The sequence below is a fragment of the Streptomyces sp. NPDC056503 genome, from assembly GCF_042794995.1.
Classification (GTDB): domain Bacteria; phylum Actinomycetota; class Actinomycetes; order Streptomycetales; family Streptomycetaceae; genus Streptomyces.
Genome location: NZ_JBHTST010000182.1, coordinates 1 through 14,478, shown reverse-complemented (window position 1 = coordinate 14,478; position 14,478 = coordinate 1). Strand labels below are relative to the sequence as shown.

Sequence of the window (14,478 nt, the reverse complement as noted above, 5' to 3'; positions counted from 1 at the left end):
GGCCCTCCGCCGTACGCGTGGGTGTCAGCTCGTCGGGTCGAGGCCCTTGCTGCGCAGCCAGCTCAGCGGGTCGATCGCGGAGCCGCCGCCGGGCCGGACCTCGAAGTGGAGGTGCGGGCCGGTGGAGTTGCCGGAGTTGCCGGAGTAGGCGATGACGTCGCCGGCCTTGACCTGACCCCAGCGGATCTTGGTGCTGCTGAGGTGGCAGTACCAGGTCTCGGTGCCGTCGGCGGCGGTCACGATCGCCATGTTGCCGTAGGCGGAGTTCCACTGGGTGCGGACGGTGCCGTCGGTCGCGGCCATGACGGGGGTGCCGTACTGCACGGGGAAGTCGATGCCGGTGTGCACCGACATCCAGTTGACGCCGGACTGGCCGAAGCGGGCGCTGAGCTGGTGCAGCTTCACCGGAAGCATGAACTTGGGGCGCATGGCCTCCTTGCGGACGGCCTCCTCCTCGCGCTTCTTCTTCTCGGCGGCCTGGCGGGCCTTGAGGTCGATGCGCTCCTGGGTGCGGCTGGCGCGGTCGCCGAAGTCGCGGACGTCGGCGTCGAGGGCGCTGAGCTGGGTGTCGAGCGCGGTGTTGGCCGCGATCTGCTGCACGGCGGCCGGGTCGGCGGCGGCGAGCGCGGTGGTCTCCTTCTGCTGCCGGCCTTCGGTGCCGGCGTCGGTCAGCCCGCCGACGGAGGCGGCCGCGATGCCGGCGACGCCCATGACGCAGGCGGAGGGGACGGCGACGGTCAGCAGGGCGGAGCGCTTGGCGGGGGTACGGCGCCGGGCGCGGCTGCCGCCGGGGGAGCGGCGTGCGGGACGGGCTCCGGCGGCGGCGTCGGTGCGGACCTCGGCGGCGGGCTCGTGGGCCTCGTGGGCCGTGTCCTCGGGGGCGTCGTAGGCGACCGGCTCGTAGGCCTCGGTCTCGTACGCGGCCTCGGGCTGGTACTCGGTCTCGTACGCCGTCTCGGGCTGGTACTCGGTCTCGTACGCCGTCTCGGGCTGGTACGCGGTCTCGGTCTCGTACGCCGCCTCGGGCCGGTACGTCTCCGGCTCGTAGGCCGCCGCGGCTTCGGGGGCCGGTTCGTAGGCGAACTCGGCGGTGTGGTCGACGCGTTCGGTCGGGGGCACGTACTGATGGGGGACGACCGGCTCGACCGGGTCGGCGGTCTGGTTCCAGGCGGTGGCGTCGTAGGCGCCGGTGTCGGTCGCGAAGGCGGGGGCCGCCCACTGGCCGGTGGCGTCGTACGTCTCGTGGCCGTAGGCCCCCTGCGCCGCGTAGGCGCCGGTGTGCTGGGTCTCGTACTGGCCGGTGTGCTGGGCCTCGGTCCAGGCGGAGGCGTCCCACTGGCCGGTCGTGTCGTACTGCTCGTGCTGCCCGTACGCCGTGCCCGTCGCGTAGGCGTCCGTGGTGGCGGTGGTCCACTGGCCGGTGGTGTCCCACTGGCCCGTCGTGTCGTACGCGCCGGTGGCGGCGTACTGGCCGAGGTCCCACTGGCCGCTGTGGCCGGTCTGTCCGGCGTCGGACCAGGTCCCGAAGAGGGGGTCGGCCGCGAAACCGCCGGTGAGGTGGGCGCCGTCTCCGGCGTACCCGGCGTGGGGGTGCTGGTCGTTCACCAACGTCTCTCTCGCCTCGGCAGCAGGACCAGTCCGGGGCGGGCCCGACAGGGGTGTCCCGGGGGAAGCAGTGGGCGCGACTGTACCCGGCGGTATGCGGGGCCGACAATCTTCGGCAGGGTTGGACGACGCAGGAAACGGGCAATCGGCCGTGTTTCGCCAGCTCGTGCACAGACCTTTGGCCTTGTGTTCGAGGGGCGTTCGAAAAACAGGCCGGGGGTGTCGCCGCCGTATGGCGAGTTCAGGCCACCGAGGCCGCTCCTCCGGCCGCCGCATCCTCGGCCCCGTCCGCGTCGAGGGCCGCCAGGATCCCGGCCGCCACCGTCGGATGCACCGGCAGTGCGAGATGACCGATGCCGCTCACCCGCACGTTGTGCACCACGAGGTCGGGGTGGTCGAGACGGGCCGTCTCCACCGGCACCATGATCTGGTCCAGGTCGCTCCAGAAGCTCACGAACCGCGTCCGGCAGCCCGGCGCCGGGGCGGCCAGCTCCCGCAGCACCTCCGACCCCGGACGCATCTGCCGCACCAGCGGGTGCGCGTCGGCGAGCGGCGAGCCCACGGCGGTGCCGGTGTGCGGGGTGCCGAGGGTGACCAGCGTCCGCACCCGCGCGTCACCCCCCAGTCGCTGTACGTAGTACCGGGCGATCAGCCCGCCGAGGCTGTGGCCCACCAGGTCCACCTCGGCCCGGCCGGTGCGCTCCCGCACGGCGTCGATCCGCCGCCCCAGGGCCTCGGCCGCGGTCCGGAGGTCCCAGGTGAGCGGCGAGTAGTTCAGGGACGCGACGTGGGCGCGGCCGTGCCGGGCGAGCGTGCGGCGCAGCAGCAGGAAGACGGAGCGGTTGTCGCCGAAGCCGTGCAGCAGCACGACCGGACGGCCACCGCCGCCGGCGACGGGCACGGCGGTGCCGCCGGGGGGCGCGGGGGCCGGACGCTCGGAGAGGATCCCGGACGGATAGAGGACGACACGGCCGGTGAGGACCGCGGCTTCGAGGGTGGTGGCCCTCAGCAGGGCGGTGACCTTGGTGAGCTCCATCGCCGACCTCCCGTGCGGCACATGGGGCCGGGCGGTACGCCGGGACGCCGGAGTCCGTGCCGTACGGACGACGGCACGGGACTCCGGCGACCGGCGTCGCGGCTCCTTTCGCGACCGGCCCCGCGGGCGGCTGGAGGGCCCAGGAGGAGGGCCCGGAGCGGGGTAGGCCGCGGAACGAACGTGTCCCACGTGTGATTTCCCCCTCGCCGGGCACCGTGAAACGGCCCGTTGCGGGATGCTGTCGATAACGTTCGTTCACCTCCCCGGCACAGACGCGCGGGGGTCGCATGTGGAGGCAGTGATGGGTGTGACCGGTCCGATCCGCGTGGTCGTCGCCAAGCCGGGTCTCGACGGCCACGATCGTGGGGCCAAGGTCATCGCGCGGGCTCTGCGCGACGCCGGCATGGAGGTGATCTACACCGGGCTGCACCAGACGCCCGAGCAGATCGTCGACACCGCGATCCAGGAGGACGCCGACGCGATCGGCCTCTCGATCCTCTCGGGCGCGCACAACACGCTCTTCGTCAAGGTCATCGAGCTCCTCAAGGAGCGCGACGCGGAGGACATCAAGGTCTTCGGCGGCGGCATCATCCCCGACGCGGACATCCCGCCGCTGAAGGAGAAGGGCGTCGCGGAGATCTTCACGCCGGGCGCGACGACCGCGTCGATCGTCGACTGGGTGAACGCGAACGTGCGCGTGGCGGCCGCCTGACCGGCCCCCCGCACCACCCGCGCCGGACGGCCGGGAGCCCCCTCCGACGGGCTCCCGGCCGTCCGCGCGCGTTCACGGCCGGGTCAGGCCGCCGCCCCGGCCGGTGGGCCGTCCAGTTCGGTACGCATACGGGCGCGCAGGTCCAGCGTGGCCACCAGGCGCTGGAAGGCCTCGGCCCAGTAGGCACCCGCGCCCGGCGAGGTGTCCTCCGCCTCCGGGACCACCGCGGCCAGCGACTCCAGATGCCGGGCCGCTGCGGGGGAGAGGCAGCGCTCCGCGAGCCCCATCACCCCGCTGAAGCTCCACGGGTAGCTGCCCGCGTCCCGGGCGATGTCCAGGGCGTCGATCACCGCCTCGCCCAGCGGCTCGGCCCACGGCACCGCGCAGACCCCGAGCAGCTGGAACGCCTCCGACAGGCCGTGCGCCGCCACGAACGCCGCCACCCACCCGGCCCGCTCCGCCGGATCGAGCGTCGCGAGCAGCTGCGCCCGCTCCGCCAGCGACGAGGTGCCGGGACCCGTCGCCGGAGGTGTCGAGGGAGCGCCGAGCAGCGCCCGTGACCAGGCCGCGTCCCGCTGCCGCACCGCCGCCCGGCACCAGGCCGCGTGCAGCTCCGCCTGCCAGTCGTCGGCGACCGGCAGCGCCACGACCTCCTCCGGGGTCCGCCCGCCGAACCGGGCCGGCCAGCAGGCCAGCGGCGCGGCCTCCACCAGCTGCCCCAGCCACCAGGACCGCTCGCCGCGCCCCGACGGGGGCACCGCGGCCACGCCGTCCCGGCGCATCTCCTCGTCGCACTCGTGCGGGGCCTCCACGACGACCGTCGGCACGGTCGCCGTCCGGTCCAGGCCCACACAGGTGACCGCCCGGTCCGCCATGCGGCCCGCGAGCGCGGAGCCGGGCAGCGCGGAGAGCAGTTCGGCGGCGGTCGCGCGGACGTTGCGGCTGCGGTCGGCGAGGGCGGCCTCCAGGAACTCCTCGTCCGCCGCCGAGAGGCCGGCGCGCAGCGAGTCCAGGAACATCAGCCGGTCCTCGGCCCGCTCGCCGGACCAGCCGGCCGCGAGCAGGGCCCGGCCGGCGGCCGGATCCCTCGCCCGTACGGCTCCGAGCAGCGCGACGCGCTCGGCGAACAGGCCCTCCTCCCACAGCTTCCGCACCGCCTCGGCGTCCTCCGGATCCGGCAGGGCCCCGCCGGCCCCGCCGCCCCGCAGGGCGAACCGCCAGTCCGGGTTGAACCGGGCCAGCCACAGTCCGCGCGGCCCGGCGAGGGCCAGCGCCCGCGGCCGGAGATCGGTACGGGCCCTCGCCGCGTCGAGCAGCGCGGGCAGCGCGGCGGAGGGCGCCCGGTAGCCGCGCTCGCCGGCCATGGCCAGCCACTGCGGCAGCAGTTCGGCGAGGTCGGGCGCGGTGCCCCGGCGGCCGCCCGCCGGGGCGGGCGCGGCCCGTCCCGCCAGCAGCCCGTCGAGCCGGCGCCGGGCGGCCTCGGGCAGCGCGGGGCGGGGGTCGTGCGGCGCCGGTTCGGGCGGTACGGCGGCGGGTCCGGGGCGCAGGCCCGCGCGGCGGCGCAGGGTCTGCCGGGCGGCGGCGTCGAGGAGCTCCCCGGCGGCCGCGGCCCCCCGCGCCCCCGAGGGCGGTCGCCGGTCCGTCCCCAGCAGCGCCGTGGAGACCAGGTCCTCCCACTCGGCTTCGGACGGGGTGTCGGTCGTCGTCACGTCTCCTCCTCGGTCACGGTCTCGGCGGGGTGCGCACCGGCGTCCGTACGGCGCCGTGCGCGGGGTGCGGGCCCCGGCGCGGGAGCCCGGGCGGGGGCGGCGGGCACCCGGCGGGCGGCGCGCGAGCCGCCCGCGCAGGGGCTCAGACGAGGGGGACCGTCTCCCCCGGGGTGTCCGGGGACCAGGCGGCCAGCGGGGTGAAGCCCCGGTGGCCGCATTCGCCGAAGACCGTGACGGGGGTGCCGCCGGAGAGGGCGAGCAGGCGCCACAGGCCGGGGCGGGGGCGGTCGCCTCCGGTCAGCGGGAGGGCCTCGCGGCCGTCGGCGTCGGCGAGCTGCCAGCCGTACTCGGCCGGCGCGGGCACCACCCGGTCGAGCGTCACCGGCCAGGACTCCAGCCACGGGTCCTCGCGCAGCGCCCGCCCGTACGCGTCGAGCGCCGCCCCGACCGGTCCGCCCGGCGGCGGGGCGGCCGGACCGGCGACCGGGACCAGCCGCTCGCCGGGGTCCGCGCGGAGCTGTCCCGCGCCCGCGTGCGGGGTCAGTTCGCCGTCCACCAGGGTGCCGACCGGCAGGGCGAGGGCGGGCGCCCGGCCCGCCGCGCCGAACGAGAGCAGCAGGGCCGTACGGCCGGTGTCCGTGCCGTGCAGCCAGATGCGACGGGTCGTCAGCCGGCCGTCGCCGGTGTCGTACTGGGCGAGGACCAGCCACCGGTCCCGCACCGCCGCGCCGCCCGGGGCGGAGGGCAGCCCGACCCGGGTCCGCACCGTCGTCGCGAGGTCGGCGGGCAGCCGGTCGGCGCTCAGCCACGCGCGGTCCAGGAGATGGGTGAGCGCGCACTCCTCCAGGAGCCGCACCGGCCAGCCGGGGCCCGAGCCCGGTATCGCGCCGAGTTCGCGGACCCGGCCCGCGAGCCCGGGCGCCTGCGCGTCGACCATGCGGGCCGCGGTCTCCTCCCACAGGGCGTACCCCTGCTGCCCGGCCGTCGCGAGCCCGCCGCGCACCAGGTCCGCGAGCCGCCGCTCCAGCTCCTCGGCGCCCGCCGTCATCCGGGCCGCGCGGCGCTCGGCCCGCCGACGGGCGGCCTCCGGATCGGCCGGGGCCGCGGGCGCCGTCCCCCGCTCCGCTCGTGCCGCGCGCGTCGAGAGCCGGCGCGCGGCCCAGTCGGGCGGCTCGGCCCCGTCCGGCACGGCCGCGCCGTCCGCCGCGCACAGCAGCATCAGGCCGAGCGCGTGCTTGCAGGGGGAGCTGCGGCTCGGGCAGGTGCACGCGTACGCGGGCCCGGCGGTGTCCACGACCGTGCGGTACGGCGTGCGGCCGCTGCCCTCGCACCGCCCCCAGACGACGCCGTCGCGGCCCCCCACGCCGCTCCACGGCCCGGCCGTGCCGAGCCTGCTCCCCGCTCTGCGCGACGCCTCGTCAGGAGCCAGTGCCAGCACCTGCTCGACCGTCCTGCGCATCCCCGTCGCATTCATGTACCTGACGGTATTCTCCGCCACTGACAACGCAGTTGACCTGGGGTTTCGTCGTCCGCGGCGGCCCCGGCGACACGTCAGCTTTACCCGTCCTTTACGGTGCTGTGCGAGCTCGCGCGAACCAGCGCGCGACCTTCCGACCGCACCACCGTGCAGGGGGAGTACCACCATGAACCGCACCGTCCGCACCGCCGTCTCGGCCCTCGCCGTCACCGGCCTCGCGTTCGGGCTCGGGGCCTGTTCAGAGGCGGCCGACAAGGCCGCCGACCAGGTCGACAAGGCCGTCGCCGAGAGCTACGAGGTGACCTACGAGGTCACCGGCACGGCCGTGGAGTCGATCGAGTACCACGCCGGCGACGGCACCGCGATGCAGCCGCAGGTCGAGAGCGACAAGAAGCCCGCCGTGCCGTGGACCAGGACCGTGAAGCTGCACGGCATCATGCCGCCCGCCGTCATGCCCGTCTCCGCCAAGCCCGCCGACCTCACCTGCAAGGTCGTCTACCAGGGCAAGGTCATCAAGGAGGCCAAGGGCGAGCAGGCCATGTCCGGCGGCTGCGTCGCCGTCTCGCCGGTCTTCAACTGACCGTCCCCACCCCTCGATTACGCCGCCGACCTGCGGCGACAGTCGATTGTCAGTGGCGTGGTGCACCGTGGATCGCACAGCAGGTCGAACGATCTGGAGGGGGATCCATGACCGCGCCCGCACCCACCACCCAGCAGCCCGGCGCCGGTGCCGTGACGGACACCGGCCCGGGCCGCCCGGGGCCCGCCGCCGAGGTCCTGCGGCCCCACGCCGAACACGCCTTCGCCCACGAACTCGCCGCGCTCGCCGCCGCCGACGACCGCCCCCGGCCCGCCCGCTGGCGCCTCTCGCCCTGGGCCGTCGCCACCTACCTCCTCGGCGGCACGCTCCCCGACGGCACCGTGATCACGCCCAAGTACGTCGGCCCCCGCCGCATCGTCGAGGTCGCCGTCACCACGCTCGCCACCGACCGGGCGCTGCTGCTCCTCGGCGTCCCCGGCACCGCCAAGACCTGGGTCTCCGAACACCTCGCCGCCGCCGTCAGCGGCGACTCCACCCTCCTCGTCCAGGGCACCGCCGGCACCCCCGAGGAAGCCGTCCGGTACGGGTGGAACTACGCGCGCCTGCTCGCCGAGGGCCCCAGCCGCGCCGCGCTCGTCCCCAGCCCCGTCATGCGGGCCATGGAGCACGGGACGACCGCCCGCGTCGAGGAGCTCACCCGCATCCCCGCGGACGTGCAGGACTCACTCATCACCGTCCTGTCCGAGAAGACCCTGCCCGTCCCCGAGCTCGGCGAGGAGGTCCAGGCCGTCCCCGGCTTCAACCTGATCGCCACCGCCAACGACCGCGACCGGGGGGTCAACGAACTCTCCAGCGCGCTCCGGCGCCGCTTCAACACCGTGGTGCTGCCGCTGCCCGCCACCCCCGAGGACGAGGTGGACATCGTCGCCCGCCGGGTCGAGCAGCTGGGCCGCTCCCTCGAACTGCCCGCCCTGCCCGAGGGAGTCGACGAGATCCGACGGGTCGTCACCGTCTTCCGCGAACTGCGCGACGGCGTCACCGCCGACGGCCGCACCCGGCTCAAGTCCCCCTCGGGGACCCTCTCCACCGCCGAGGCCATCTCCGTCGTCACCGGCGGCCTCGCGCTCGCCGCCCACTTCGGGGACGGCGTGCTGCGCCCCTCGGACGTCGCCGCCGGCATCCTCGGCGCCGTCGTCCGCGACCCGGCCGCCGACCGGATCGTCTGGCAGGAGTACCTGGAGACCGTGGTCAGAGAGCGCGACGGCTGGAAGGACTTCTACCGCGCCTGCCGCGAGGTGAGCGCGTGACCGCCCTCGCCACGGCACCCGCGGAGCTCCGGGTGCGGGCGCCCGGGCCGCTGCTGCTCGGGGTGCGGCACCACGGGCCCGGCTCGGCGCGCGGGGTGGCCGCCGCCCTGGACGCGGCCCGGCCCGAGGCCGTGCTGATCGAGGGCCCCGCCGAGGCCGACGCGCTCGCCGCCCTCGCCGCCGACCCGGAGATGCGGCCGCCCGTCGCCCTCCTCGCCCACGCCGTCGACGACCCCGGCCGGGCCGCCTTCTGGCCCTTCGCCGCCTTCTCGCCGGAGTGGACCGCCCTCCGCTGGGCCCTCGCCCGGGACGTCCCCGTCCGCTTCGTCGACCTGCCCGCCGCCCACACCCTCGCCGCCACCGACCCCACCTGGGGCGACGGCGAGGACGAGGCCGACGGCTCCCCCCGGATCGACCCCCTCGCCGAACTCGCCCGGGCCGCCGGGCAGGAGGACCCCGAGCAGTGGTGGGAGGACGTCGTCGAACTCCGCGGCGACACCGACCCCCTCGCCCCCTTCGACGCCCTCGCCGAGGCCATGACCGTCCTGCGCGAGCGGTACGGGCACGGCGGTCACCCGCGCGACCTCGTCCGCGAGGCCCACATGCGGCTGCGGCTGCGGGAGGCCCGCAGGCGGTTCGGGGACGCCGTCGCCGTCGTCTGCGGCGCCTGGCACGTCCCCGCCCTCGCCCGCCGTACCACCGTCACCGCCGACCGCGCCCTCCTCAAGGGCCTGCCCAAGGTGAAGGCCGAGCTGACCTGGGTGCCCTGGACCCACCGCCGACTCGCCCGCCGCTCCGGATACGGCGCCGGGATCGAGTCCCCCGGCTGGTACGACCACCTCTTCTCCGCCCCCGACCGGCCCGTCGAGCGCTGGATGACCAAGGTGGCGGGGCTCCTCCGCGAGGCCGACCACCCCGTCTCCTCCGCCCACGTCATCGAGGCCGTCCGCCTCGCCGAGACCCTCGCCGCGCTGCGCGGCCGACCGCGCCCCGGCCTCGCCGAGACCACCGACGCCGTCCGGGCCGTCCTCTGCGAGGGCTCCGACGTGCCGCTCGCCCTCGTCCGGGACCGGCTCGTCGTCGGCGACGTCCTCGGCGAGGTCCCCGCCGCCGCCCCCGCCGTCCCGCTCCAGCGCGACCTGGACCGGCTCCGCCGCAGCCTCCGCCTCAGGCCCGAGGCCGAGGAGCGCGAGCTCGACCTCGACCTGCGCGGCGACACCGACGCCGCCCGCAGCCGGCTCCTCCACCGGCTCCGGCTCCTCGGCGTCGACTGGGGCCTGCCCGCCGCCGGCCGGGCCGGCACCGGCACCTTCCGCGAGTCCTGGCGGCTGCGCTGGCAGCCCGAACTGCACGTCAGGGTCGCCGAGGCCGGCGTCTGGGGCACCACCGTCGAGGCCGCGGCCACCGCCCGGGCCGAGTCCCTGGCCCTCGCCGCGGAGACCCTCGGCGAGATCACCGACCTCGCCGAGCGCTGCCTGCTCGCCGGTCTCACCGACGCCCTCCCCGCCGTCCTCGGCGCCCTCGCCGACCGGGCCGCGCTCGACACCGACGTGGCCCACCTCGCCGACGCGCTCCCCGCCCTCGCCCGCTCCCTGCGCTACGGCGACGTGCGCGGCACCGACACGGCCGCCCTCGCCGGCGTCGCCACCGGCCTGGCCGAGCGGATCCGCGTGGGCCTCCCGCCCGCCTGCGCCGGGCTCGACGCGGACGCCGCCGCCGGGATGCGCGACCGTCTCGACGGCGTCCACGCCGCGATCGCCCTCCTCCCGGACCCCGCACCGGCCGGCGACCCCGCCGCCCTCGCCTCCCGCTGGGCCGGCACCCTGCGCCGGCTCGCGGGGGCGGAGCGGGTGCCCGGGGTGGTCCGCGGCCGGGCCGCGCGGATCCTCCTCGACGAGGGGCGGCTCCCCGACCACGAGACCGCCCGGCTGATGGGGCTCGCCCTCTCGCCCGGCGCCCCGCCCGCCGACGCCGCCGCGTGGATCGACGGCTTCGTCGGAGGCGCCGGCGGCGGACTGCTGCTCGTCCACGACGAGCGGCTCCTCGCCCTCCTGGACGGCTGGCTCACCGGCGTACCGGCCGAGGCGTTCACCGACGTCCTGCCGCTGCTGCGGCGCACCTTCGGGGCGTACGAGCCGGGGGTGCGGCGCACCCTCGGCGAGCTCGTCGCCCGGGGGCCCGAGGCCGCCCGGCCCGGCGCCGCGCTCCTCCCCGGCTTCGCCGCCGCCCTCGACGAGGAGCGGGCCGACGGGATCCTGCCCCTCCTCGCACTCGTCCTCGGCACGGAGGCCCCCGCATGAGCACCGGCACCACCACCGAGGGCACCGCCGCCGAAGGCGCCTCCACCGGCTTCACCACAGACACCCCCACCGACGCGGACGAACGGCTGCGCCGCTGGCGGCTCGTCCTCGGCGGCGGCGGGGCCTCCGACGGCACCGGCCGCGCCCTGACCGGCACCGACGCCGCCATGGACGCCGCCCTCGCCGCCCTCTACGACAGCCGGGACGGCCAGGACGGCGGCGGGGAGCGCAAGGGCGGGCTCGGCGGCTCCGCCCCCTCCGTCGCCCGCTGGCTCGGCGACATCCGCCGCTACTTCCCCGGCTCCGTCGTGCGGGTCATGCAGCGCGACGCCATCGACCGGCTCGGTCTCGCCACGCTCCTCCTGGAGCCGGAGACGCTGGAGGCCGTCGAGCCCGACGTGCACCTCGTCGGCACCCTGCTGTCGCTGAACAAGGCGCTGCCGGAGACCACCCGGGAGACCGCGCGGGCCGTCGTCCGCAAGGTCGTCGCCGACCTGGAGGCCCGGCTCGCGGCGCGCACCAGGGCGACCGTCACCGGCGCCCTCGACCGCTCCGCCCGGATCAGCCGCCCCCGCCACCGGGACATCGACTGGGACCGCACCCTGCGGGCCAACCTCAAGCACTACCTCCCCGACCACCGCACGGTCGTCCCCGAGCGGCTCGTCGGCCACGGCCGCGCCTCCCGGGCGGTCCGCAAGGAGATCGTGCTCTGCGTCGACCAGTCCGGCTCGATGGCCGCCTCCGTCGTGTACGCCTCCGTCTTCGGCGCCGTCCTCGCCTCGCTCAGGGCCGTCGCCACCCGGCTCGTCGTCTTCGACACCTCCGTCGTCGACCTCACCGACGCGCTCGACGACCCCGTCGACGTCCTCTTCGGCACCCGGCTCGGCGGCGGCACCGACATCAACCGGGCGCTCGCCTACTGCCAGTCACGGATCACCCGCCCCGCCGACACCGTCGTCGTCCTCGTCAGCGACCTGTACGAGGGCGGCATCCGCGACGAGATGCTGAAGCGGGTCGCCGCGATGAAGGCGTCCGGGGTGGGGTTCGTCGCCCTGCTTGCCCTCTCCGACGAGGGAGCCCCCGCCTACGACCGCGAGCACGCCGCCGCGCTCGCCGCCCTCGGCGTCCCCGCCTTCGCCTGCACCCCCGACCTCTTCCCCGAGGTGATGGCCGCCGCCCTGGAGAAGCGGCCCCTGCCGATACCCGACACCGTCTGATCCGTGTCCGGCCGGCCGGACACACGGCTCCCGCCTCCCGTGCGGATTCCGTCGCCGCCCGGCCACCCGGACGGGCGCTTCCGGTCCCACTGAGGCCCATATCACACGTGCGGTGTGACGGCCCTCACCCGGCGCACCGGCGTGGCGTGAGGGGGGCAAAGCCCGCCCCCCGCCTGCCCGATGGCACCCGGGCGGGGGTCGGCGGGTGCCCACGGACAGCCCTCCCGCCCCTACGTTCTGTGACCCGTATCACCGCTCGGTTGTGATCTGCGATTTAGGGACCAACGGCCCACGGGGATAACCTGCGGGACGGACATGCCGCGTCCACGGACACCGTGTACGCCTCCCTAGTGACAGCGCAGTCACGTTGCCCTCCGCGGCACGCCCACGCAGACAACGAACCGCGATCATCTAGAAAAGGGACGCGCGTGGACCTGTTCGAGTACCAGGCGAGGGACCTCTTCGCCAAGCACGGTGTACCGGTGCTGGCCGGTGAAGTCATCGACACGCCTGAGGCGGCGCGCGAGGCCACCGAGCGTCTTGGCGGCAAGTCGGTCGTCAAGGCCCAGGTGAAGGTCGGCGGCCGCGGCAAGGCCGGCGGCGTCAAGCTGGCCGCCACCCCGGACGAGGCCGTCGCCCGCGCGACGGACATCCTGGGCATGGACATCAAGGGCCACACGGTCCACAAGGTGATGATCGCCGAGCTGTCCCCGGAGATCGAGGCCGAGTACTACGTCTCGTACCTCCTCGACCGCACCAACCGCACCTTCCTGGCCATGGCCTCGGTGCAGGGCGGCATGGACATCGAGGAGGTCGCGGAGAAGACCCCCGAGGCCCTCGCGAAGGTCCCGGTCAACGCCAACGACGGCGTCACCCTGGAGAAGGCCCGCGAGATCGTCGCCCAGGCGAAGTTCCCGGCCGAGGTCGCCGAGGGCGTCGCCGAGGTCCTGGTCACCCTGTGGGACACCTTCGTCGCCGAGGACGCCCTCCTCGTCGAGGTCAACCCGCTGGTGAAGACCAAGGACGGCCGCATCCTGGCCCTCGACGGCAAGGTCTCGCTCGACGAGAACGCCGACTTCCGCCAGCCGGAGCACGAGGCCCTGGAGGACAAGGCCGCGGCCAACCCGCTGGAGGCCGCCGCCAAGGCCAAGGGCCTCAACTACGTCAAGCTCGACGGCTCCGTCGGCATCATCGGCAACGGCGCCGGCCTGGTCATGTCGACCCTGGACGTCGTCGCGTACGCCGGTGAGAACCACGGCGGCGTGAAGCCGGCCAACTTCCTCGACATCGGCGGCGGCGCCTCCGCCGAGGTCATGGCGAACGGCCTGGAGATCATCCTCGGCGACGCGGACGTCAAGTCCGTGTTCGTCAACGTCTTCGGTGGCATCACCGCCTGTGACGAGGTCGCCAACGGCATCGTGCAGGCCCTGGAGCTCCTCGCCTCGAAGGGCGAAGAGGTCACCAAGCCGCTCGTCGTGCGCCTCGACGGCAACAACGCGGAGCTGGGTCGCAAGATCCTGTCGGACGCCAACCACCCGCTCGTGCAGCGCGTGGACACCATGGACGGCGCGGCCGACAAGGCCGCCGAGCTCGCGGCCGCGAAGTAAGGGAAGAGGGACAGAACAGCCATGGCTATCTTCCTCAACAAGGACAGCAAGGTCATCGTCCAGGGCATGACCGGTGCCACGGGCATGAAGCACACCAAGCTCATGCTGGGTGACGGCACCAACATCGTCGGCGGCGTGAACCCGCGCAAGGCCGGCACCGTCGTCGACTTCGACGGCACCGAGGTCCCGGTCTTCGGCACCGTCGCCGAGGCGATGAAGGAGACCGGCGCCAACGTCTCGGTCCTCTTCGTGCCGCCGGCCTTCGCCAAGGCCGCCGTCGTCGAGGCGATCGACGCCGAGATCCCCCTCGCCGTCGTCATCACCGAGGGCATCGCCGTCCACGACTCCGCCGCGTTCTACGCGTACGCCGTGGAGAAGGGCAACAAGACCCGCCTCATCGGCCCGAACTGCCCCGGTCTCATCACCCCGGGCCAGTCGAACGCCGGCATCATCCCGGGCGACATCACGAAGCCGGGCCGCATCGGCCTGGTCTCGAAGTCCGGCACGCTGACGTACCAGATGATGTACGAGCTCCGTGACCTCGGCTTCTCCTCCGCCGTCGGCATCGGTGGCGACCCGGTCATCGGCACCACGCACATCGACGCCCTCGCGGCGTTCGAGGCGGACCCCGACACCGACCTGATCGTCATGATCGGCGAGATCGGCGGCGACGCCGAGGAGCGTGCGGCCGACTTCATCAAGGCCAACGTCACCAAGCCGGTCGTCGGCTACGTCGCGGGCTTCACCGCGCCCGAGGGCAAGACCATGGGCCACGCCGGCGCCATCGTCTCCGGCTCCTCCGGCACCGCCCAGGCGAAGAAGGAGGCCCTTGAGGCCGCCGGTGTGAAGGTCGGCAAGACCCCCACCGAGACCGCCAAGCTGGCGCGCGCGATCCTCGCGGGCTGACGCACGGCACCGCACAGGCCGTAAGCGAGCGGGCCCCGCCCCTCCGGGAGACCGGAGGGGC

The 14,478-nt window shown here is 75.3% G+C and carries 11 protein-coding genes; 7 read left to right on the top strand and 4 right to left on the bottom strand.

Annotation, left to right across the window (positions count from 1 at the left end):
- Positions 1–24: 24 nt before the first annotated feature.
- Both ACFQ8C_RS33985 and ACFQ8C_RS33980 read right to left on the bottom strand, forming a co-directional pair.
- On the bottom strand, positions 25–1,605 hold the full coding sequence (locus ACFQ8C_RS33985) for a M23 family metallopeptidase (RefSeq protein WP_383465325.1): 1,581 nt from the start codon (positions 1,603–1,605) through the stop codon (positions 25–27).
- Between the two features lie 241 nt (positions 1,606–1,846).
- Positions 1,847–2,641, bottom strand: coding sequence for an esterase/lipase family protein (locus tag ACFQ8C_RS33980; RefSeq protein ID WP_383465323.1), 795 nt, complete (start codon positions 2,639–2,641; stop codon positions 1,847–1,849).
- Positions 2,642–2,942: 301 nt separating this feature from the next.
- Between ACFQ8C_RS33980 and ACFQ8C_RS33975 the strand changes: the two genes are divergently transcribed.
- Complete coding sequence (locus tag ACFQ8C_RS33975; protein ID WP_383465321.1) at positions 2,943–3,353, top strand: cobalamin B12-binding domain-containing protein; 411 nt, start codon at positions 2,943–2,945, stop codon at positions 3,351–3,353.
- 83 nt (positions 3,354–3,436) lie between these two features.
- On the opposite strand, the gene ACFQ8C_RS33970 is transcribed toward ACFQ8C_RS33975, so the two are convergent.
- Together ACFQ8C_RS33970 and ACFQ8C_RS33965 are read right to left on the bottom strand one after the other, a co-directional pair.
- Positions 3,437–5,062, bottom strand: a complete 1,626-nt coding sequence (locus ACFQ8C_RS33970; protein WP_383465319.1) for a DUF5691 domain-containing protein — start codon at positions 5,060–5,062, stop codon at positions 3,437–3,439.
- Between the two features lie 142 nt (positions 5,063–5,204).
- Positions 5,205–6,521 carry an SWIM zinc finger family protein gene (locus tag ACFQ8C_RS33965; RefSeq protein WP_383465327.1) on the bottom strand — a complete coding sequence of 439 codons (1,317 nt, stop codon included), beginning with the start codon at positions 6,519–6,521 and terminating at the stop codon, positions 5,205–5,207.
- 184 nt (positions 6,522–6,705) lie between these two features.
- On the opposite strand from ACFQ8C_RS33965, the gene ACFQ8C_RS33960 reads away from it, so the two are divergent.
- The 6 genes from ACFQ8C_RS33960 (at position 6,706) to sucD (ending at position 14,417) form a co-directional block, all read left to right on the top strand.
- Positions 6,706–7,119: an MmpS family transport accessory protein gene (locus tag ACFQ8C_RS33960; RefSeq protein ID WP_383465317.1), complete on the top strand. Its 414-nt coding sequence runs from the start codon at positions 6,706–6,708 to the stop codon at positions 7,117–7,119.
- Positions 7,120–7,226: 107 nt separating this feature from the next.
- Entirely contained in the window at positions 7,227–8,387 is a 1,161-nt protein-coding gene (locus ACFQ8C_RS33955) for an AAA family ATPase (RefSeq protein ID WP_383465315.1), read from the top strand.
- Positions 8,384–10,687: a DUF5682 family protein gene (locus ACFQ8C_RS33950; RefSeq protein WP_383465313.1), complete on the top strand. Its 2,304-nt coding sequence runs from the start codon at positions 8,384–8,386 to the stop codon at positions 10,685–10,687. Before ACFQ8C_RS33955 ends, ACFQ8C_RS33950 begins: the two co-directional genes overlap by 4 nt.
- Positions 10,684–11,904 (top strand): VWA domain-containing protein, encoded by a 1,221-nt coding sequence (locus tag ACFQ8C_RS33945; protein WP_383465311.1) that lies wholly within the window; start codon positions 10,684–10,686, stop codon positions 11,902–11,904. Before ACFQ8C_RS33950 ends, ACFQ8C_RS33945 begins: the two co-directional genes overlap by 4 nt.
- 428 nt (positions 11,905–12,332) lie before the next feature.
- A complete protein-coding gene (gene sucC / locus ACFQ8C_RS33940; RefSeq protein ID WP_189847111.1) occupies positions 12,333–13,511 on the top strand; it encodes an ADP-forming succinate--CoA ligase subunit beta in 1,179 nt (392 codons plus the stop codon).
- A 21-nt stretch (positions 13,512–13,532) separates the two neighbouring features.
- Complete coding sequence (gene sucD / locus ACFQ8C_RS33935; protein ID WP_383465309.1) at positions 13,533–14,417, top strand: succinate--CoA ligase subunit alpha; 885 nt, start codon at positions 13,533–13,535, stop codon at positions 14,415–14,417.
- Positions 14,418–14,478: the final 61 nt, after the last annotated feature.